The 19,913-nt window shown below is 45.1% G+C and carries 22 protein-coding genes and 1 tRNA gene; 12 read left to right on the top strand and 11 right to left on the bottom strand.

What is annotated here, in order from left to right; all coding sequences use genetic code 11:
• Window positions 1-169 precede the first annotated feature (169 nt).
• The 4 genes from VLA77_01775 to VLA77_01760 all read right to left on the bottom strand — a co-directional run bounded on the left by VLA77_01775 (window position 170) and on the right by VLA77_01760 (window position 3,403).
• A complete protein-coding gene (locus tag VLA77_01775) occupies window positions 170-565 on the bottom strand; it encodes a hypothetical protein (GenBank protein HSE29292.1) in 396 nt (131 codons plus the stop codon).
• A gap of 915 nt (window positions 566-1,480) precedes the next feature.
• On the bottom strand, window positions 1,481-1,921 hold the full coding sequence (locus VLA77_01770) for a nucleotide exchange factor GrpE (GenBank protein ID HSE29291.1): 441 nt from the start codon (window positions 1,919-1,921) through the stop codon (window positions 1,481-1,483).
• A 106-nt stretch (window positions 1,922-2,027) separates the two neighbouring features.
• Complete coding sequence (locus VLA77_01765) at window positions 2,028-2,723, bottom strand: transcriptional regulator (protein ID HSE29290.1); 696 nt, start codon at window positions 2,721-2,723, stop codon at window positions 2,028-2,030.
• Between the two features lie 32 nt (window positions 2,724-2,755).
• The gene (locus tag VLA77_01760) at window positions 2,756-3,403 is read right to left on the bottom strand and encodes a hypothetical protein (protein ID HSE29289.1); all 648 of its coding nucleotides are present in this window, start codon (window positions 3,401-3,403) and stop codon (window positions 2,756-2,758) included.
• 87 nt (window positions 3,404-3,490) lie between these two features.
• On the opposite strand from VLA77_01760, the gene VLA77_01755 reads away from it, so the two are divergent.
• From VLA77_01755 to VLA77_01740, 4 genes are read left to right on the top strand one after another with little or no spacing between them, the layout of a single operon-like run.
• Entirely contained in the window at window positions 3,491-3,667 is a 177-nt protein-coding gene (locus VLA77_01755; protein ID HSE29288.1) for a hypothetical protein, read from the top strand.
• 57 nt (window positions 3,668-3,724) lie between these two features.
• Entirely contained in the window at window positions 3,725-3,901 is a 177-nt protein-coding gene (gene tatA / locus VLA77_01750) for a twin-arginine translocase TatA/TatE family subunit (protein ID HSE29287.1), read from the top strand.
• A 26-nt stretch (window positions 3,902-3,927) separates the two neighbouring features.
• Window positions 3,928-4,893, top strand: a complete 966-nt coding sequence (tatC, locus tag VLA77_01745) for a twin-arginine translocase subunit TatC (GenBank protein ID HSE29286.1) — start codon at window positions 3,928-3,930, stop codon at window positions 4,891-4,893.
• 59 nt (window positions 4,894-4,952) lie between these two features.
• Entirely contained in the window at window positions 4,953-5,585 is a 633-nt protein-coding gene (locus VLA77_01740) for a nucleoside monophosphate kinase (protein HSE29285.1), read from the top strand.
• Here the strand turns inward: VLA77_01740 and lepA are convergent.
• Window positions 5,582-7,360 carry a translation elongation factor 4 gene (lepA, locus tag VLA77_01735; GenBank protein HSE29284.1) on the bottom strand — a complete coding sequence of 593 codons (1,779 nt, stop codon included), beginning with the start codon at window positions 7,358-7,360 and terminating at the stop codon, window positions 5,582-5,584. The genes VLA77_01740 and lepA overlap by 4 nt on opposite strands.
• On the bottom strand, window positions 7,357-8,988 hold the full coding sequence (murJ, locus tag VLA77_01730; GenBank protein ID HSE29283.1) for a murein biosynthesis integral membrane protein MurJ: 1,632 nt from the start codon (window positions 8,986-8,988) through the stop codon (window positions 7,357-7,359). The genes lepA and murJ overlap by 4 nt, the downstream gene beginning before the upstream one ends.
• A 134-nt stretch (window positions 8,989-9,122) precedes the next feature.
• Here murJ and VLA77_01725 point away from each other — a divergent pair, with 134 nt between their 5' ends.
• Window positions 9,123-9,422, top strand: coding sequence for a hypothetical protein (locus VLA77_01725; GenBank protein HSE29282.1), 300 nt, complete (start codon window positions 9,123-9,125; stop codon window positions 9,420-9,422).
• Between the two features lie 63 nt (window positions 9,423-9,485).
• On the opposite strand, the gene ftsH is transcribed toward VLA77_01725, so the two are convergent.
• Both ftsH and tilS read right to left on the bottom strand, forming a co-directional pair.
• Window positions 9,486-11,336: an ATP-dependent zinc metalloprotease FtsH gene (gene ftsH, locus VLA77_01720; GenBank protein HSE29281.1), complete on the bottom strand. Its 1,851-nt coding sequence runs from the start codon at window positions 11,334-11,336 to the stop codon at window positions 9,486-9,488.
• A gap of 40 nt (window positions 11,337-11,376) precedes the next feature.
• Window positions 11,377-12,267: a tRNA lysidine(34) synthetase TilS gene (gene tilS, locus VLA77_01715; protein HSE29280.1), complete on the bottom strand. Its 891-nt coding sequence runs from the start codon at window positions 12,265-12,267 to the stop codon at window positions 11,377-11,379.
• Between the two features lie 53 nt (window positions 12,268-12,320).
• Here tilS and VLA77_01710 point away from each other — a divergent pair.
• Together VLA77_01710 and VLA77_01705 are read left to right on the top strand one after the other, a co-directional pair.
• Window positions 12,321-12,396: transfer RNA gene (locus tag VLA77_01710), tRNA-Arg, on the top strand.
• Between the two features lie 53 nt (window positions 12,397-12,449).
• Window positions 12,450-13,220: a hypothetical protein gene (locus VLA77_01705; GenBank protein ID HSE29279.1), complete on the top strand. Its 771-nt coding sequence runs from the start codon at window positions 12,450-12,452 to the stop codon at window positions 13,218-13,220.
• 81 nt (window positions 13,221-13,301) lie between these two features.
• Here VLA77_01705 and VLA77_01700 read toward each other — a convergent pair whose 3' ends face one another.
• On the bottom strand, window positions 13,302-13,910 hold the full coding sequence (locus VLA77_01700) for a lactate utilization protein (protein ID HSE29278.1): 609 nt from the start codon (window positions 13,908-13,910) through the stop codon (window positions 13,302-13,304).
• A 69-nt stretch (window positions 13,911-13,979) separates the two neighbouring features.
• On the opposite strand from VLA77_01700, the gene VLA77_01695 reads away from it, so the two are divergent.
• The gene (locus VLA77_01695) at window positions 13,980-14,330 is read left to right on the top strand and encodes a helix-turn-helix domain-containing protein (protein ID HSE29277.1); all 351 of its coding nucleotides are present in this window, start codon (window positions 13,980-13,982) and stop codon (window positions 14,328-14,330) included.
• 14 nt (window positions 14,331-14,344) lie between these two features.
• Here VLA77_01695 and VLA77_01690 read toward each other — a convergent pair whose 3' ends face one another.
• On the bottom strand, window positions 14,345-15,460 hold the full coding sequence (locus tag VLA77_01690) for a hypothetical protein (GenBank protein ID HSE29276.1): 1,116 nt from the start codon (window positions 15,458-15,460) through the stop codon (window positions 14,345-14,347).
• 63 nt (window positions 15,461-15,523) lie between these two features.
• On the opposite strand from VLA77_01690, the gene VLA77_01685 reads away from it, so the two are divergent.
• Window positions 15,524-15,901, top strand: a complete 378-nt coding sequence (locus VLA77_01685; protein HSE29275.1) for an STAS/SEC14 domain-containing protein — start codon at window positions 15,524-15,526, stop codon at window positions 15,899-15,901.
• On the opposite strand, the gene VLA77_01680 is transcribed toward VLA77_01685, so the two are convergent.
• A complete protein-coding gene (locus VLA77_01680) occupies window positions 15,898-16,959 on the bottom strand; it encodes a polyprenyl synthetase family protein (protein HSE29274.1) in 1,062 nt (353 codons plus the stop codon). The genes VLA77_01685 and VLA77_01680 overlap by 4 nt on opposite strands.
• Before the next feature lie 106 nt (window positions 16,960-17,065).
• Between VLA77_01680 and VLA77_01675 the strand changes: the two genes are divergently transcribed.
• From VLA77_01675 to VLA77_01665, 3 genes are read left to right on the top strand one after another with little or no spacing between them, the layout of a single operon-like run.
• Window positions 17,066-17,950, top strand: coding sequence for a zinc ABC transporter substrate-binding protein (locus VLA77_01675; GenBank protein HSE29273.1), 885 nt, complete (start codon window positions 17,066-17,068; stop codon window positions 17,948-17,950).
• On the top strand, window positions 17,865-18,632 hold the full coding sequence (locus VLA77_01670) for a metal ABC transporter ATP-binding protein (GenBank protein ID HSE29272.1): 768 nt from the start codon (window positions 17,865-17,867) through the stop codon (window positions 18,630-18,632). Before VLA77_01675 ends, VLA77_01670 begins: the two co-directional genes overlap by 86 nt.
• Complete coding sequence (locus VLA77_01665; protein ID HSE29271.1) at window positions 18,625-19,419, top strand: metal ABC transporter permease; 795 nt, start codon at window positions 18,625-18,627, stop codon at window positions 19,417-19,419. Before VLA77_01670 ends, VLA77_01665 begins: the two co-directional genes overlap by 8 nt.
• The last annotated feature ends 494 nt before the right edge of the window (window positions 19,420-19,913 follow it).

The raw sequence follows: 19,913 nt of genomic DNA, 5'->3' as shown, positions 1-19,913 counted from the left end.
AATTCGCGTACCTATCTAGTTCAAGTTTAGCAATCTCTCGCATGGATTGCTAACTATTTTAGTATAAAAAAATTGGCACTCACTAGTCAAGAGTGCCAATTAATAATTTCAATGATCTTGCAAGAAAGACCGTCCGGGGCCCGACCCAAAGATCGGGCCCCGTCAGTTATCACATGCGCGCCAGGCTGTTCGTCAGGAAGATGTGACAGAACATGGCGCCGACAACTGCGGCCAGGCAAGTTCCCAGCGCCTGGACGGCCATGTCCGGCGATCCGCTGGCAACCGCATCGATGACGATCTCGCCGAAGCGACCCCATATCAGGTAGCCGGCGATCATCAGGGCGGTCAGCCCGAGCATGTTGAAGGCGAAGCTACCGGTGGTGGAAACCGGGGCGTTGCCATAGCCGTTACGCATGTTCAGGCCGGCGCAGATCGCGAAGACGCCCCACATGATGAGAGTTAGGCCGAGGCTGCCGGCGAAGGCCACGTCGTAGCCGCGCGAGAAGTCGAAGATCGTCGGGAGCGCTTCCCATATCTGGGAGAGCAGGTCGGAGAACTTGGTCATTGCACACCTCGAAGTTCGGTGATGGATATGAACGTGCTAAGTCTTTCTTGCAACAAAACTATAACATAAATACGCTTTTGTTCAAATAAAATCGAGTATTAAGATCTCCTGCCAACACCCAACTTGGCGCCAGCAGGAGATCCCGCAGCAGTACTAAACTACTGCACTGTCTGGAAGTCAGCAAAGCAACCTATTCCGACAGTTGTTTGACGGTAGAAATGCCACCTACCACCTGTCGGCCTCCATGGCCAACTAGCAGCCGCAGCTTTCTCCGCCAGCGCCGCCGCACTTGCCGCACGGAGCGCTGTCGCCGTTAGGGCCGGTCACCCAGCCACTTCGGCATTGAGGGTTTGAGCATCGCCTCCATCCAGAACCGCCGCATCTGCCGCAATTCTTGTTGGGCATTTTTTCACCCCCTCTCACAAAAGGGACTTAAAAAATATTACGACAAAACCTTAAAAAATAAAATAAGTACTATAAAAACCTGGTGGCGTCGCAAATCACGACACCACCAGGTTAGCGATTAAGGCCCCTTACATCCTCAACCGCCGCCATACCGGCCTTTAGCTCCAATATAGCAGAGCCGCCGATGGCAGATCCGTTAAGGATCGGTGTTTGTCACAGTGGCCTAACATGCATTACTGCAGTAGCTTAAAATCAGCTACTTTTGCCAGCGCAGTAAGGACAGGTCATCCGTGCACTCCCGTTGCACTTCGGACACGGGATATTGGTACCAGGGATAAACCCTGTCCCACTGCACGGTCCTTGACACGGCACAGTGCGCTGACCGCTACAACCACCACAAACACCCACATTAATCACCTCCTTGGTAGGATAATAAAAATATATACCAATTTTATGTGCAAAGTAAATTTAAAGTAGCCCAGCAAGCTTGATCATGTGAGTTCTGATTCATTATTTCTTAACCCGCACCATACTTGGCCGGATTACATTCTCGCCAAGTTTATAACCAGGGCGCAGTTCTTCTGCGATAACTTCGTGATCGCCACCTTCGTCTTCCATGCTGATTGCTTCATGAAGTTCAGGATTAAAATCAACACCAACTTCGGCGTTAATTCGCGTTAGACCTAGCTCATCTAGCGACTTTTCCAGATTTTTATTAAGACCCACAACACCTTGCGCCCATTTGTTATTAGTAAGCTCAGCCGGAATATGCGCCACAGCTCGGTCGATATTGTCGATAACTGGCAACAATTTTAAAACGGTCGCGGCTTTAGCAGCATCGGCATAGGTCAGTTTTTCGATCTCCATGCGTTTGCGGTAGTTTTCAAAATCCGCGCGTACACGTTGTAAATCATTTGTCAGCTCTTGTATTTGACTATCGTTTTTCTTCATTTCTTACCTTTCTTAAGTTGATCAAAAAAGCTCTCGCTGTTTGGCGAAAAAACCATGTAAATGGCAACGCAAGATAACGCAATTAGCGCAGCAATAAAGATCTCCACTAAAGTACCTCCTCTAACATTCGTCCGGCATGACTCACTAAGTTCATAACTCTACCGTAGCTTTGCCTTGTTGGACCGAGCACCCCAATATAGCTGCTATCCGAGTATGGTGAACGGAAACGACTAATAATAAGTGTGCAACCGCTGGCTTTGCCAATTGGGTTCTCTGTTCCGATGTAAACATTCAAAGGCTCGTTTGGCGCGGTCTCTCGCAACCATGGCTCAAGATTATCTAGTAAGGTTGCCACCTGACGAACATGTTGGCCGCTGGCAAACTCCGGCTGACCGAATAAATTACCCATGCCGCTCATATAAAGCTGGTCACCGATTGTGGCTAGGCCCAAATTGTGCGTAAGTTCAACCAAACTATCTACAGCGCTGCGTATGGCTCGATCAGCGTGAGAAGAATAGTTAGAAACCCGCGCCTCTATGGCTTTGACACTGCGATCCGGCTGTTGCTGAGCTCCGCTAATTTGATTAACGTAAAAACGATAACCTTTATCAGTCGGGATTCGGCCTGCGCTTGTATGAGGCTGCGTGATAAATCCAAGCTCCTCGAGTTGAGACATCTCTGAACGCAGCGTCGCCGAACTTACATTAAAAAGCTTTGCAAGAGTAACAGATCCTACTGGAACTGCCACTTCGGCATATTGTTCGATAATTGCGCTTAAAATCCGCGCTTGTCGCTCGGTCATACTTACAGTTTAGTTGTCTTAGCACTCTATAGTCAAGACTGCCAACCAGTAGGCGTGCGGTGTCTCAGTCGGCTAATAATAAGGGTTATCCACCAAATAGATAGCGGAACACCTACCACTACAGCCCAAGTCCAGGGGTTTTCTGCTATATAGCCAAAGATTTGTTCAAAAAAACCTAAATCCTTTTGTATTGGAGTCGGTTTGCTTGTTACGCCGGTAGGAGTCGTGGCAATCTTAACCGTAAAAGTATACGTTGTCGCTTGTCCATCTTGGTCGTAAACAATAACTTTTAGAGTTGTTCCGGGATATTTTACGACATCCCAAAACCAATACGCAGTTCCGTTAGGATCCGGCGCAATACTTGCGGCCAATTTACCATCGACAAAAAATTCCACATATTTAAAGCTGGATCCCTGGCCATTTAGCGGCGTAACGATTACCTGGTAGCCAGTAGCCGGAATCGTTTGGCCGTTAGTTAGATTTATCGAAACCTGTAGCCCGGCCGGAGTTGCAACAGTTGTGGTGCCGCCGCCAGATTCCCCACCGCCAGACGAAGGACAGCCTTCGCCATACAAACAGGCTCCGTAGTCACCCGATCCGTAACTTTGAGCCAAGATCGGACTCGCCAACGTTAAGACGGCAAAAGTAGCAAAAACCAGTAACGCCTTGACTAAATTCATATTAACATTCTACATGATTTTATAACGCTTAAGGTATTGAATTTAAAATTAGTTTAAGTACAATTATGTTAAAGATAAAAAACAAATATGAGAGAACTTTTAAACAAAAAAATAAGTCGAAAACAGTTTTTGCAGTATGCGGGTTTTGCATTTTTAACCGTAACTGGTATTAGTGGCATGCTTAACAATCTCGGCAACATAGAAAAGCGCATTGCAGGTAGGCCGAGCTCTAATAATTTTGGCTCTGGCGCATACGGCGGCTAGTTAGTTTAGTTGGTTGGTTCATGATATACTTAACTCAAACTTATAAGTGAGGGACATATGTTTGGGATAGGAACAACAGAGCTAATCATAATTTTGGTTATCGTGTTGCTTATTTTTGGCGCACGTAAACTTCCGGAGCTTGCAAAAAGCATTGGTCAATCTGCACGCGAAGTTCGCAAGGGATTTAATGGCGACGACGCAAAAACTAGCAGCAAAGAAACTTCAAAAAGTTAAGTCTTAGGGAGCTCGGTGGGAGCTAAATGGAAGAGAAAACCTTACTCAGTCATTTAACCGAACTGCGTACCCGAGTTTTTTGGGTAGTTGTATTTTTGCTGATTGGGGCTGGGATTGGCTATGCCCTTTATGACCATATTTTGCAGGTCTTAATACATCCCCTCAACCAAACTTTATATTACACAAAACCGGGCGGCGGACTTGAGCTTATGCTTAAGATTTGCTTGCTAGTTGGCGCTCTGCTAGCGGTCCCGATGGCACTTTTTCAGGCTTTCAGTTTTTTAAAGCCACTTCTACGCGATCAAGCAAAGTTGTTTATATTCTACCTAACTCTTTGTTCGATCTTTCTTTTAGCCCTTGGTATTACTTTTAGCTATTTTATAGCCCTACCGGCCTCACTAAAATTTTTAATGGAATTTAGCACCAATAATATTCAAGCCTTGATTACGACCGACTCTTACTTGTCGTTTGTACTTGTAAACTTGGCGATTGCGGCGCTTATGTTTCAGCTACCAATAATTTTAATTTTCATTGATCGCATAAAACCGCTAAAGCCAAAAAAGCTTTTGCTCAACCAACATTGGGTGATTTTAGTAAGTTTTGTTTTGGCAGCGATCGTAACACCCACAATCGATCCAATAAACCAGTGTCTAATTGCAGTACCGATAATTATTTTATATGACGTTGCAGTAGCTTCGTTATGGATTTTTGGCTCTAAGCAAAAATCAGCTCCCAAAACACGTATTGCTGAGTTTAAAATAAAAGAACCCGCACCAAAGACCTACGCTAATCCACATCAGACTCTTCCTCGAGTAAGGCCCGCTGCTCCGGTTCACCAAGCTGTTAGACCTAAGTTGGCGCGCTCAATCGACGGCTTCGCCAGGTCAACAGCGCAACAACCTGTAAGGGCCGTTAAAACAGCCCATCGACCGACTCTGTCCCAAGTCCAGCCGCCAATATTCGTGCAACGACGTCGCTTAATTCAACTTTAAGGTTGCGCTTTTATACCAAATAAAGTTATACTTTAGGTCAACTAAAAAGGTTTTTTATTTTGGAAAAAAACGAAACGCTTAGCACAAAAGAAAAACAAAAAGCGATTTTACGCTGGCTGGGAACCGGCTCCATAAATGTTTTTGGCCGACCGTTCGCAGGTAAAGACGTACAATGTTCACTAATTAACGCCTGGATGGGAACAGAAATTATTGGCGGCGGCGACATTATTCGGACCCAAGAAGAAGCCGCGCACTTGCGCGAGTCTCACGACAAGGGGCAACTTGCTCCAACCGACGAGTTTTTAGCGCTCGTAACACGCTACTTTAGCCGCGATGAATTTGACGGTAAACCAATCATCTTGAGTTCAATCGGGCGCTGGGATGGCGAGCAAAAACCAATTTGCGACGCAGCGGCCGAAGCAGGCCATCCAACCAAAGCCGTAATTTATATAGACATAACAGAAGAAACGGTATTGGATCGATTCGAAAAAAGCGGAAATCGCGGCCGTGGCGACGACAACACTGAGGTTTTAGCAACAAGACTTAATGAGTTTCGCGAAAAAACCATGCCCGTAATCCAAGATTACGAGCAGCGAGACATGCTCGTTCGCGTAAAAGGTGATCAACCACCAGAACAAGTTCAACAAGAAATCGTGAACAAGCTTTACGAACTCTCTCAAAAATCACTCTAATCGCGTTTGAGCAAAACTGTAAAAGCGTCCGAAGGGATGTCAACCTTACCGAAGCGTTTCATGCGCTTTTTGCCTTTGGCTTGCTTGGCTAAAACTTTCTTTTTGCGGGACACATCGCCGCCATACAGGCCTGTTGTAACATCTTTACGGAATGCACTAACATCTTCGCGAGCAATAAACTTGCCGCCAATCGCCGCCTGGAGCGCAACAGCAAACTGCTGCCTAGGTATAACTTCTTTGAGTTTTGTAACAATCTCGCGCCCCACGCTTTGCGCTTCACTACGATGAACCATCAAACTCAAGGCATCTACACGCTCGCCAGCAACGTAAAAATCCAATTTCACTAAATCTTCTGCGCGATAATTATCGAGCTCGTAATTAAACGACCCGTAGCCACTTGTAATACTCTTTAGCTGATCATAAAAATCAGTCAGCAAATTCGCAAGCGGCGCTTCAAAACTAACAAGCGCGCGATCTTCAATATAACTCTGATTTTTTTGGATACCGCGCTTACTATTGATTAACTGGATAATCGGACCAACAAACTGAGTTGGTGCCACAATCTCGCCTTTAATCCACGGTTCGCGAATTTCACGGATTTTAGCCGGATCAGGTAAATCTGTCGCACTTTTAATATCGATTTCTTCGCTGTTTAAAAGCGTTATCTGGTAATCGGTGGACGGGTTTGTTACCACAAGCTCCAAGTTGTATTCACGTTCTAGACGTTCCCTAACGATTTCCATGTGCAAAAGACCCAAAAATCCAATTCGCACACCAAAACCTAAAACTGGAGAGTTTTCTGGCTCAAACTGTAGCGCCGAATCACTAAGTGACAATTTTTCAATCGCGTCCTTAAGCTCCTGATAGTGCTCGTTACTTTCGGGAAAGAAACCTGCATAAACAAACGGTTTCACATCTTTATAGCCTGGCAAAGCCTTGACATTGTTAGACCCAACCAACGTCACAGTATCGCCCACTTTAGCTTCTCTAGTACTTTTTAGGTTAGTAACAATATAGCCAATTTCGCCAGTTTGCAAACTACCTAAAGGAGTCATGTTTGGCCTTAGCGATCCAACCTCCAGCGCAATACCAGCCTTTTTGGTAGCTAGCATGCTAATTTGCGAATTTTTTGCAATTTTTCCATCAAAAACTCGTACATACAAGATCACGCCTCGATAATCATCGTAGTAGCTGTCGAAAATTAGTGCACGAGTCGCTTGAGTTGGCTCGCCCTTTGGCGGTGGAACTTGTTCGACAACTTTATCCAAAAGCTCAGGCACTCCCATGCCAGTTTTAGCCGAAATCTGCAAAATATCTTCAAACTTACAACCGAGCAAACTTACAATTTCTGCGCCTACTCGCTCAACATCAGCAGCAGGCAGATCAATTTTGTTTAAAACCGGAATAATTTTAAGGTCAGCCGCAATCGCCAAATAAACATTAGCTAGAGTTTGTGCCTGCATGCCTTGAGTGGCGTCCACGACCAAAATCGCCCCCTCACATGCCTCCAGGCTTCTTGAAACCTCATAACTAAAGTCAACGTGCCCTGGGGTGTCGATCAGATTCAACTGATAGTTCTTGTAGTCCATCCGGACTGGAGCAAGTTTGATTGTGATTCCTTTTTCGCGCTCTAAGTCCATTTTATCTAGGAGCTGCGCTTTCATGTCGCGCTTTTCTACCGTTCCGGTTATCTCGAGCAAGCGATCGGCAAGGGTAGACTTCCCATGATCAATATGGGCAATAATACAAAAATTTCGGATGTTTTGTTGGTTCATTTTTTGCGGGACCAGAATTGGTTATAAAATAATATTTTCTTGGCGTATTCAAGCACTGGCTTGACTTCTTCGATTCGTAAAATTCGGCAAAGTAGTAAATAAATTGCAAAACTTACGGATACGATTAGCGCAAACGGCGGCAAAAGTGCAAAGAAGCTTTGTTCAATTTCGCTTAAATTGAACGCCTTAACCATAGTATAGGTTGCGATAAACATTATACCTGTGGCGCACACCATCCGAAGAACTGCGTTAATTAACCTCTTGTCAAACAATTTAGGTATACGCTGGCTCATTATTATAAACAATATTACAACTTCTACAAAGGCCGTAATTGATTGAGCGGCTGCCAGACCATAAATATTAAGTCCTAAATGCAGCACAAAGGTTATTGAGAGGATTATATTTAAGGCTATCGTGACCAACGAAATGTACAAAGGAGTTTTGGTGTCCTGCTGAGCATAAAAACTGCGCGATGCTAAGTGGTAAACGGACCTAAATAGGATTGCAAGCGCCAAGACACCTAAAACACCGGCGATCTCAGGGTCGCCTCCAACCTTCACAAAAGCCACAATGTAGCCACGAGCCAGGAAAGTGATTGCAGCGACCGGTAGCGCCAGCCAAATAATCACGCGTAGAACTGACTGAAGCTCATTTTTAAATAGTCCTTCTTCGCCACTGGCAATTCGTTGGGTCATTTTAGGAAAGGCAGCAGTTGCGATTGCCACACCAATTAAGTTAATTGGCAGCATGTGCAGGGTTGTTGCTACCTGATAAGCCGTAATTTTACCTGGTCCAAGTCGCGACGCCAAGTTTATCTCGACCAAGTTGTTGATGTAATCTATGCCTTGGTCAATTGAACGCGGTGGCAAAAGCCTTAAAACTCGTTGCAGTCCCAAGTTTCGCCAAAAAATCTTGAAGCTATACTCAAAGTTCATGCCAACCATTCCAATACTACTGACTGCGAGCTGCAGGATAGAGCCGATCACAACTCCAAGAGCCACCCCCATAATTCCGCCTTCAAAAACTTGCAAGCCAAAAATGTTGATCCCGTTAGTTAAAAATACAATTCCAAAAATGATTCCAATGTTGTAAACCGCTGGCGCTAAGGCGTAAAAAAAGAATCGTCCGACGGCCTGCTGCATGCTAGAAAGCACACTAGCAATAGAGAATAAGAATGGATTTATCGCGATAACGCGCATCATCGAGACAGCGAGACCACGAGTACTCTCGTCGAAACCCGGAGCCAAAACATATTGCACTAGCGGCTCGGCAAAAATAATTATCAGAATGCTGGCAAAAAAAGTAATAATAGCTAGTAGGTTAAGTAAACTCGAAGAAAGTTCCCAGGCCGACTTCTTATTACCGTGCGCCAGTCGGGCGTTAAAAACAGGTATAAATGTTACACTCAGGGCACCAGAAACCAAAATGAAAAACATGAAATCTGGAATTGTAAAGGCAACTTTGTATGCGTCGATAGCTTGTGGGTAAGTATCAAAATAGTAGCTTAGCAACAGTTTCTCGCGATAGAGCCCCAGCAAGCTTGCAATTAAAGTTGACCCCGCCAAAAACGAAGCTGCCAAACCAATACTTGTACGGCTATTTACGCGCGATAGAAAGTTTTTAACCATTAAATGACCTGATCATGGAACTAGATTAATTATAACAGAGCAGCAAGATAACAATTATATTGACTACTTAGGATTTACATTTTATGATTAACTTTGCGCATCCAACTTTGCGCTTTTTCGCGACAGGAGATTAGATGGAGAGCAAACCCGCCCCCGTCATTTCGAGCAATCTGATGGTGGTTCGCAGCCGGGGCTGGTCCCGCGAAATGCTCCAGCGTCACCAGGAGTTGATCGTTTTGTCCCAGGGTACCCTGGAGTCGCTTATGCCTGATCAGATGGCTGAGCTGGCAATTCTGACAATCCTGCTAGTGGATGGGGATCTCAGCCACAAACTGGTCGTGGCGACGATGAACCGACTCTACAACTACGACTGGATCACCACCGAACTCGAGCAAGCCATCGAGAACGCTGCCTCCTACCTCAGATCGATCTGAACGCGAAAGCTCCGGTCGCCTTACCACTGGTTTGGCGCACCGGAGCTTTTTTCGTCTTAAGCCTTAGTACAATTTAGCTTCAGGCGGGAGTTTAGCGTCTTTTAACAGTTCCTTAACTTCCTTACCGTCAACAGTTTCTTTTTCGAGCAATTCTTTAGCCAAACGCTCGAGTGGCTTAGGGTTCGCTTTAATTACAATGTCAGCACGTTTTGCAGCTTCGCGCATCAAGGCTTCCACTTCTTGGTCAATCATTCGAGCCGTTGCGTCAGAGTACGGACGTTCGTGTACCATTCGGTCGAACATCATTCCTCCGTTGTCTTCGTGAAAAACCTGATCACGAAGCTCCTTACCCATGCCCTGTTCAATAACCATATCCCGAGCAATTTCAGTCGCTTTGCGTAGGTCACTGCTGGCTCCAGTTGTTACGCGGTCAGCACCGTATTTTACCTTTTCGGCAATACGACCACCAAGTGCACGCGCCAAAATATCTTTAAACTCTACAATCGAAGTATATTTACGATCTTCTGGAGGCAAGAACCAAGTTACGCCACCAGTTCCGCCGCGCGGAATGATAGTAACTTTGTGAACATCATCAGAGTCAGGTAAAACGTGACCAACAAGCGCATGACCGGCCTCATGGTAGGCAGTTAGCTCTTTGTCGGCTTCGTTCATAATGCGGTTCTTGCGCTCAGGACCGATTGCAACTTTCTCGAATGCAGCCGTGATATCGCTGTTGTTAACGGTTTTGCGATTATGGCGAGCAGCCACAATTGCAGCTTCGTTAGCAATATTAGCTAAATCTGCACCAGATGAACCGGCTGTCTTTGCAGCCAAAGCATCAAGGTCGACATCTTTTTCGGTTGGCTTGTTAGCAAAGTGAACTTTCAAAATCGCCAAGCGATCGTTGCGCTCAGGTAAAGTGATTTGTACGCGACGATCAAAACGGCCTGGACGAAGTAGTGCAGGATCCAAAACGTCAGATCGGTTAGTTGCAGCCAAAACAATCACATTTGTATCTTGTTCAAAACCATCCATCTCAACCAAAATTTGGTTTAAGGTTTGTTCACGTTCATCGTGACCACCGCCCATTCCACTACCGCGGCGCCGTCCAACTGCATCGATTTCATCTATAAAAACAATGCACGGAGCGTTCTTTTTAGCTTTGGCAAACAAATCGCGGACACGACTCGCGCCAACACCCACAAACATTTCCACAAATTCTGAACCCGATATACTAAAAAACGGAACGTTAGCCTCACCCGCGACTGCACGGGCAAGCATTGTCTTACCAGTTCCCGGAGGACCAACCAACAAAACGCCTTTTGGAATTTTAGCGCCAACCTCTTTGAACTTTTTAGGATGCTTCAAAAAGTCTACGACTTCAACAAGGTCTTCTTTAGCCTCTTCGTTACCAGCAATTTCTTTAAACAAGATCTTTTCTTTTTCGTTGCCGTATAAGCGGGCTTTTGACCGACCAAATCCTAAAGCCTGGTTACTTTGCCCTTGCGCCTGCCTAAAAATAAAAAACAAGAATCCACCTATTAACAAGATTGGCAAAATAATTCCTGCAAAGTTCCAAAATGTACTACCCACTTCGGATGGCTGCTTGACTGTAACTTCGACTTCGGCATCTTTATTTAAGCCTTGCTCGTAAATACTGCTACCCGCCTCTTTGTAAGACTTTTCAGTCGGTTGTTCTTGGCCATCTGGAGTAACTAGTAAAGTATTGCCCTCAATTACAATCTTAGAAACCTCGCCTTTGTTTGCACGATCTATGACATTACTAAATGCAACTTCATTAAGGCTTTTTTGCGGATTAGCAAACGCAAAAACAATCACCCCTATACCAATTAACAGCACCCAAAAAACTGTTAAACGGATTATTTTCAATTGATTATGTTTCTTTGGCTTCACAGTCACCTCTATATATAGCTTATTATTTTATCTTATCATACTAGATTTGTTGCAGTAGGACTTCTTTTTTGGTCGCAGCTAGTTGCCACTTTTTGCCCAACAGAATTACTTTACCAGCCTTAGCCACTTTGGCAAATAACAATGTTGATTCAGCCAACTTTTGTTGCAGCGAATTACCCGTATACTTTTTGAATGAGAACTGCAAAAGCTCGTACGCAACTTTTTTTGGAAGCATGATTAGCCAGTAACGACTAATCCCGGATTCTATTTTAGATTTCTGCGACAGAATCTCAAGCTCAACATCTATCTGAGTTGATAAATATTGCTGTTTGCGAATTTGTTGCAAAATGATTTTATCCCAAGTCTGAGACTTTTGATTAAGCGCAGGAATTAGACTTAACCTTATATAGTTTCGCAAATAAGCTTCATTACTATTGGTTGAGTCTTCGCGCCATACAACATTGTTTTTACGAGCATATCCAATAATTTGATCCTTTGTAAAATCGAGTAACGGACGTAAAACTCGCGACTCTACAAATGGTGCCAAGCCCCTCCAGCCCGTACCGCGGATTATGTTAATGAGTGCCGTTTCAACTAAATCGTCCTTGTGGTGCGCCACAAGGATCGCATCTGCTTTGAATTTTTTGCTACATTGTTGCAAAAAAGCATAACGTAAATTGCGAGCCACCTCTTCGCTTGAGTTACCTTTTAAGTTAAGCCTTGTGCTCCTAAAAGTTAGTTTAAGATCAGTACAAACTTTACGAACAAGCTCTTCATCATACTGCGAATCTTTGCGAATACCATGATTAACATGCGCTACTAACAGCTCAAGCTCAGGCTGTCTTCGCAAAATATCCAGCAGCACCATCGAGTCCACGCCGCCCGATACCGCCACCACATAGCGGCCAGGTTTTAATTTGACATTAATCATTAAGTATATTTTACTACAAAACCCACCTCATATCTGCTATAATATTTTGGTACGCACCCGTAGCTCAGTGGATAGAGCATCTGTCTTCGGAACAGAGGGTCGGGAGTTCGAATCTCTCCGGGTGTACCAAAATTAAGAAATTATTGTATAATTATCATTCTGATCAATCGAGGAGGGACACGATGAGATTCAGATCGGCAGCCATCGGGCTGATTGCGTCGGCGATAGTATTGGCAGCCTGTGGTGCTAAGCCGGAAACGAATGTTTCCGCGCAAGCCGCAGCTCCGACGACCACCGCGACTCAAGCAGCAAGTAGCGCGCCAACCAGTACATACCCCGACCACACCAACATTATCGCCACGATCTTCTACGGCGGCGAGGTAGAGTCGGAGGACAACAACTGGCAAACGAACGAAGAGACTGCGTACTGCAGCGACTGGAAGCACTGCTTCGGCGGAGTCGATGACCCCGACAGCCGCCAGCACGATGGTGCTTGGCCGTCCGGTTTCAAGCCGCGCGAGAACCCGTTCTACGCGTCCCTGCCCTGCAACGAGTTCAACGAGAACGGCGAAACCTCGGGGTTCATGGCCATCAAGAACCAGATTCCGTGGAGCACTGATCGCCCAGAAGGCTCAGCGCTCAAGAACCGCTGGGTTCAGATCACGCTCAACGACAAAACTGTGTACGCGCAGATCGAGGAAACTGGTCCGTTTGAGACGGGTTCGGAGACTGAGAACGACTGCGAGTACGTATTCAGTACTACTGACCAGCGACCCAAAACTCAGTTCGGACTTAAGGCTGGCCTGGACGTCTCACCTGCAACGGCTTTGGCCCTGGGCCTGAACATCGACGCCGGCTTCGGTGTCGTGGATTGGCGGTTCGTCGACGATAACGATGTACCGATCGGCCCTTGGCGCGAGATCGTCACAACCAGCGCGCCTTACTGGCAGTAGTTCGTTGTGGGCGAGCGCGGGACTTCCCCGAGCTCGCCCACAGAACATTCACGACATTATTCTGCTAAGATGCCCAAATTTTTAATAACCAAGCGACTCGTTAACCAATATGACAGTGACTCGATTTGTTGGATCTTTACGATAAATCAGATTCATCGTAATAGAAGACGGCACCCCGTAGGCCTTTTGCGAGCGTACATCCTCTAGCGGGAAAATGTGTTTTTCCAATCTCTCCATTGCCTGATTCATGTCCTTAACTATCTTATTTATACCAACTACCAAAATTAAATTACTTGCGCCATAAGCATAGTTGGGGATTTGACTACCAGTCGCCGAGGTAATTAGAATCTCACCCTGCTCTGTTATCGCGTTCACACTTCCGACAGTATATTCGGACACAGAACCGATTCGTTTCATATCATGCTTTTTGTCATCTTGACCATAGAGCTCCATAAATTTACCCCTGAGTGATGTGTAATCGGGTCCGTTTAGTTCCTGTGGCAATTCAAGCTGGTCTAAGGTCACCGAAGTTGACGTAAACACCTCTGCGCCTTTTGGAATCATCTGCAAAACAAGCTCTTTTGCCTGTTGCTTATCTTCGGCTATCTTTACTTTAAAACCTTTAGCTTCAAGTGAGCGTTTTGTCCTCGCAACTTCGTCTTGCGACACTGTCTCAGCGTAATTTTTCATCTTCCTCTCCTTGTGGTATGCTTATGAAAGCTTGTTAGTATATTCAATACTATACAAAATATAGCCACTATGCAAATTGAAGCCACCAATTCTAAAATCGAACAGCACCCGGGCTGCGTTGCAGCGGCCACTGCCATAATGGGCAACAAATGGACGCCATTTTTAATTTTGCTTCTTTCGAAAGGCTCACATCGATTTTCAACTTTGCAAAATTTGACAGGTATTAGTCCGCGAACTCTATCTCAGCGCCTGGACGAACTTGAGGAAAACGCAATTCTTACAAAAACCACTTATCCTGAAGTTCCGCCCCGTGTAGAATACGCCCTCACTCAAAAGGGGGCCGATCTAATTCCAATTTTAAAAAGTATGGCGGCTTGGGGGGATAAGTATCAAGCGGCTGGCGCAAAGCTCACGAATTAATCTCGCGACAAAGCTTATTTCTCAGAAAGCTCTATATCGCCAAGTTCGTTAACCTTTCCTATCTCAAGCACACGTTTACATAGTAAAATGTAGTGCTCATTCTTTTTTGCAGTATGCTCAGGCAAATTTTTGATATGCTCTTTGATATGATCAAAAAACACTTTCATTAAAAACGCGCCGTTTTTCTCACGATTCTCTGCAAAATTCAAAAATGCGTCAGTTATCTGTAGAGTTGGCTTAATCTCTGCTAGGGATAAAAATTCATTGATCAGTGCATGGTTGGCCTGATTAAATAAATTTATTACAAAAATGCCCCATTTAGCATCATGCCCACGATCCATCTTCCAGTCACCAAACTCATCTGCCGCGCGAACGACAGCATTACAAATTTGCAACAATGTAGTAATTTGCATGTCCGCATACAACTGCGACAATGGAATTAACCGCGCATTTTCATGTCGATAAATCGCATAGAGCGACGATGAAACACTTGGGAAACCAGCATCAACCACCATAAGCCTTGCGATTTCTTTTGCGTTTGACGTAATAAACTTGTCCTTATTCTGAGCGCGCAAATATCGTAAACTAAGTTCGTGAAGCTTCACCTCATTTGCAAGCACCTGTTCAACAAAACAGCTTAGAACTATTTCAACATCTTCGGATTTGGCAAAAAACGCAATTTGAGCTTCGATCTGCCGTAAAGCCTCTAATCTTGCCTCTACTAAATACCTAATTTCGGCAGGCACATCAACATTTTGACCACCTAAACGTTTCAGCGCGAATGGCATTGACATGTCTCCACGATCCATTGTTTGGTCGCCCCAGTACATTACCCCAATCGCCGTAGCTGCTGCCTGTAGTTTTTTAGTATCGGTAATCTCACCTGCCGTTAAAGCTGGGCAGAAACTTACAGTCTTAGGAACAATTTGCCCAACGATCTCATTCACTTGATCCTGAGTGAGCTCGGGCATACCCATGCCAATTATTTTTGTTAAATCGTTTTTTACCCCGTTAGTTATTTGTTTTATCTGCGCAATAACTGCCTTTTGGTTTACATTGATGAAAGAGTCACCAAACACTGGACTTGACCAAGTTTGATTTAAAAGTTTTACTAAAATATCGGACTGCATAGGACTATTCTATCGTACGCTTGCGGTATATAATAAAAACATTAACAGTATAAACAATTTCATATGGATGTTACTAAAAAGTTTTCGGCAAAAATAGAGGGCGACTTTATCCACTTAAAAACTTGGGGCGAACTCAAGACTGAGGACTTGCATGACCCCGTTGACACGGCAATTGAATTAGCTAAAGAAAAGCAAATTACTAAACTTCTCGACGACATTCGCGATGTTGACAGCGCAAATATAAGTATTCCTGTTCAAGCAAAGGGTTTAGGAATGCTCTGGAAACTCCAACACTTCAAAAAAGTCGCGATTATTTTCCGGGGGGACGAAATGGGCTGGATGTTAACTTCCTCGCTCGAGGCCATGCACATTGAGTTCAGCTCCAAAATTAAGGGCTTTCGCGACGAACAAAGCGCCATAAAATGGCTTGCGGGTAACTAGCGGTCGCGATCTTCGAGATAATACACAAAACCACGCAAAAACTTTTTAAGGTCTGATTTTATGTGCATTTCCTGGACCATGTTCAGACAGGCGTCACGATACTCACGCATCATATCTTGGGACCGGCTAAGAGCCCCGCTGCTTTTAACGATTTCTCGAACCACCTGAGCTTCATCTGAAGTTAAGTTCTTATTGCCAACTAAGTGTTCGAGTGTTCGCTTGTCGCTATCGCCGGAGTTTGCATAGGCAAGCCACATTGGAAGCGTTTTTTTGCCTTGAGATATGTCCCCAAAGTTTGATTTACCTGTATCCTCAACTTTCCCGAACAGCCCCATAATATCGTCCTTCGTCTGATATAAAAGTCCAGCCGAACTAGTGAAGGCCTCAAGCTGCTTAGGTGTATTCTCGCCTGCCAGCGCAAAACCAAATCTCATCGGCAGCTCAATACTGTACTTACCTGTCACCCATATAATCGACTTTTCAATGCGCTCAAATGATAAGTTTGACGAATCAAGTTCCTCGTAATCCATTAAGAACTGATCGTACCAGCCCCAACCGACGTTATCCATGGCGTCTGCCATTAATTTACAAAGTTCGACTTTTTTATCGGCACTGAGCTCAGACGTTAAGATGATCTTATACGTCGCCGATTCCATAAGATCACCGGCCACAATTGCAAGAGAATTACCAAAATGCTCTGCTTCAGTTTTATTAATGCAAATTTGTTGCATTTTTGTATGAACCGTCGGATTGCCATAGCGCATTTCGTCGCGATCGATAATGTCATCGTGGGTCAGAATATACTTATGGAACGTTTCCAGCGCGAGGCTCGGCCAGACATCGTTAAATCCATAAGAACCTGCGATCGTCTGCGCTAGCGCTGGACGCAACCTCTTGCCACCCTGGACAATAAATCGCTGCGACTCTAGCCGCATTGGATCGTTGGCAGCAAAAGTTGGGGCCACTAGGTCGTTAACTAGGTTTAGCTTTTTGTCAATTTTATCAAGTGTTTTCTTGTAAGTCTGTTTAAAGTAAGCGATTTCTTGAGCTTTTTCCACAAATCCCCCTATTACAGTCATTTTAACATTAAAGCGTTATGTAGCAATTTTACAAACATTTTGCGACAGATTTGCAAAAAACAAATTAGCACCGTAGCATTCAGATATGAAAATCATTTACAAATTGCTGCTTTTAGCTACGTTAATCGTTGTTGTTGCGCTAGTTATTTTTAGTATTAGCCGCCAAACAAACGCTCAAATCACCGCGACCTTCTACCCAGTGTACGAGTTCGCTAAACAGATCGCTGGAGGTAAAGCCACTGTTCAAAATATAACCCCAGCAGGAGCCGAACCTCATGACTTTGAGCCGTCACCGCAGAGTTTAGCGAGTACTCAAAATTCCAAAGTTTTCATTTTTAACGGGGTAAATTTCGAGCCTTGGCTTGGTGGTTTTTTACCAGATTACAAAGGTATTGCAGTAAGGTCTAGTCTCAATGTCCCACTTCTACAAACAGATTCCGGACAAGACGATCCGCATTTTTGGCTTGATCCGATCTTAGCCAAGCAAATGGTCGATGACATTTTAGCCGGAATTATCGCTTTTGACCCTGTCAACCAAGATTACTACCTAACAAACGCCACTAGTTATAAAGCTGAACTCGACAAACTCGACCAAGATTTTACCCAAGGCTTAGCCACTTGCCAAACCCGAACAGTTGTAACCTCGCACGAGTCATTTAACTACTTGGCAAAACGCTACAACCTAAACATCGTTTCGATCGCCGGTATCAGCCCCGACGAAGAACCAAGTCCCGCAAAATTAGCCCAAATCAGCGACGTGGTTAAGCAGCAAGATGTGAGTTATATATTTTTAGAAAATTTAATCAGCTCGCGCTTGGCTGATACAATAGCAAGAGAAACCGGCGCTAAAACAGCAGTTTTAGATCCGATCGAAGGATTAACCGATGAAGATCAACGAAACGGCAAAAACTACCTCAGTATCCAGCGGCAAAACCTCGCCAATCTTAGACAAGCCCTTGCATGCCAGTAAACAATTAGTTGATGTAGACAACCTCTCGGTGGTTATGGCTAGCGAAAAGGTTATAAACGACGTCTCTTTTTGCTTACACGCTGGCGAGTTCGTAGGGTTAATCGGACCAAACGGCGCAGGAAAAACCACGCTACTAAAAGCGATCTTGGGTTTAATAAAACCAAATTACGGAAAGGTCACGCTTAAAAAAGGGTCAATAAGCTACATCCCTCAGCGTGGCTCAGCACAAAGTCAACAGATCCCAATCAGCGTCGCAGAAGTCGTAGGTTTGGGCGGAAAAAACTGGCAGCAAGCCTTAATTACCGTCGGTTTGCAAGAATTGCACAAAAAGAATTTTGCCGAGCTTTCGGGTGGTCAACAGCAACGAATTTTAATTGCGAAGGCCTTGGCGAGTAATCCCGAATTACTAATTTTAGACGAGCCCACGACTGGAATCGATGAGGAATCACAGGCCAATTTTTATAAACTTTTACAAGATTTGCACAAAAGTGGAATAGGAATCGTTATGGTTTCGCACGATATTGATGCGGTTTTACGGCAAGTTAGTCGCGTAATTTGCTTGAACCGGACAATTTTATACGACGGCGCCCCTGAAAAGTTTGAGGCCGAACGATACATGAGTAAACTTTACGCCGAAAAACATAAGTTACTTCATCATAAGCACGGAGTTTCGCATGCTTGAAATTTTTGATTATAGCTTTATGATACGCGCGCTTTTAGCTGGACTACTGATCGCCGTAAGCATTCCTGTTTTAGGTAGCTTTTTAGTCGCTCGTCGCTACTCATTAATCGCCGACAGCCTAGCGCACGTTAGCTTGGCCGGAATTGGAGCAGGCTTGTTGCTCGGTGGCACCCCAGTTTTGGTAGCCATACCCGTAACTGTAGCCGGCGCTCTTCTGCTAGAATACATGCGCCAAAACAAACGCATAAGTGGCGAGACCAGCTTAGCCATACTAATGAGTGGTGGTTTGGCAATAGCGGTAGTCTTAGCTGGCCTCGCTCAGGGCGCTCGTGTTGACTTTAACGCCTACTTATTTGGCAGTATTGCAACAACCAGCCCTAACGATCTAATACTGTTAGCAATCGCTGTTATAACTTTACTTTCGATAGTAGCGTTCAACTATCGCGGGCTTCTGCATATCGCATTCGATGAAGACAGTGCCAAAATTGCCGGCTTTAAAGTTGCGACATTAAACTATGTTCTAGCGGCTATTACAGCCGTAATGGTAGTTTTAAGCTTACGGATCGTAGGTGGATTATTAATTAGCGCGCTAATCGTTATACCGGTTATAACAGCTAGTAGGTTTGCTAGGAGCTTTGTTCAGACAATTTTTATCGCAATTATTGTCGCGGTGATCGCAGTTGTAGTTGGATTGTTGGTCGCTTTTTATGCCGGCATAGCTGCAGGTGGCGCAATTGTTTTGGCGGCTTTGGCAATGTTCGTCGTTTCGCTGATTTTTAAACCATAATAAATTCGATTAACCGGTCAGGTCCGCCCACAAATCGGAGCAGAACCTGACCGGGTACCGACCACTGGCGCATGCCGTCAGCGGGCATCGGGAGTGGAAGGTCTGTCCGCTGCAACGGACTCGTTCGGAGTTGTAACAGCTCTCTTCTTAGGCTTCACTCGGTTCGGCTCGTTGATGTCGCAGGTAAGCGACAATAAGGACAGGAGTCCCACGGCCACACAAGTCACGAAACCGTACACGGAAAGACGAAAGAAGAACTCGCTCACGCGCTCAGTCATGTTGATGTATCCCACCACCACACTGAGCACCATACCGACGACCGCCATCGAGCAGAGGGCCTTCGGCACCAACTTCCTAGTTCGGGTGATCTTTCGGACCCCCCAGCGAAGCTTTTTCAAGGTCACGCGACTTGCAACTCCTCTACGATACGATGACCGCCTAACTCTTTGAGTCGGCGGATCTAGCACGACACGCATATACTAGAATAAAATATA

Source organism: Candidatus Saccharimonadales bacterium, assembly GCA_035457485.1.
Taxonomy (GTDB): Bacteria; Patescibacteriota; Saccharimonadia; order Saccharimonadales; family EFPC-124; genus DATIBO01.
Note: the sequence above shows the minus strand (reverse complement) of the source record. Positions and strands in the feature narration are given on the sequence as shown.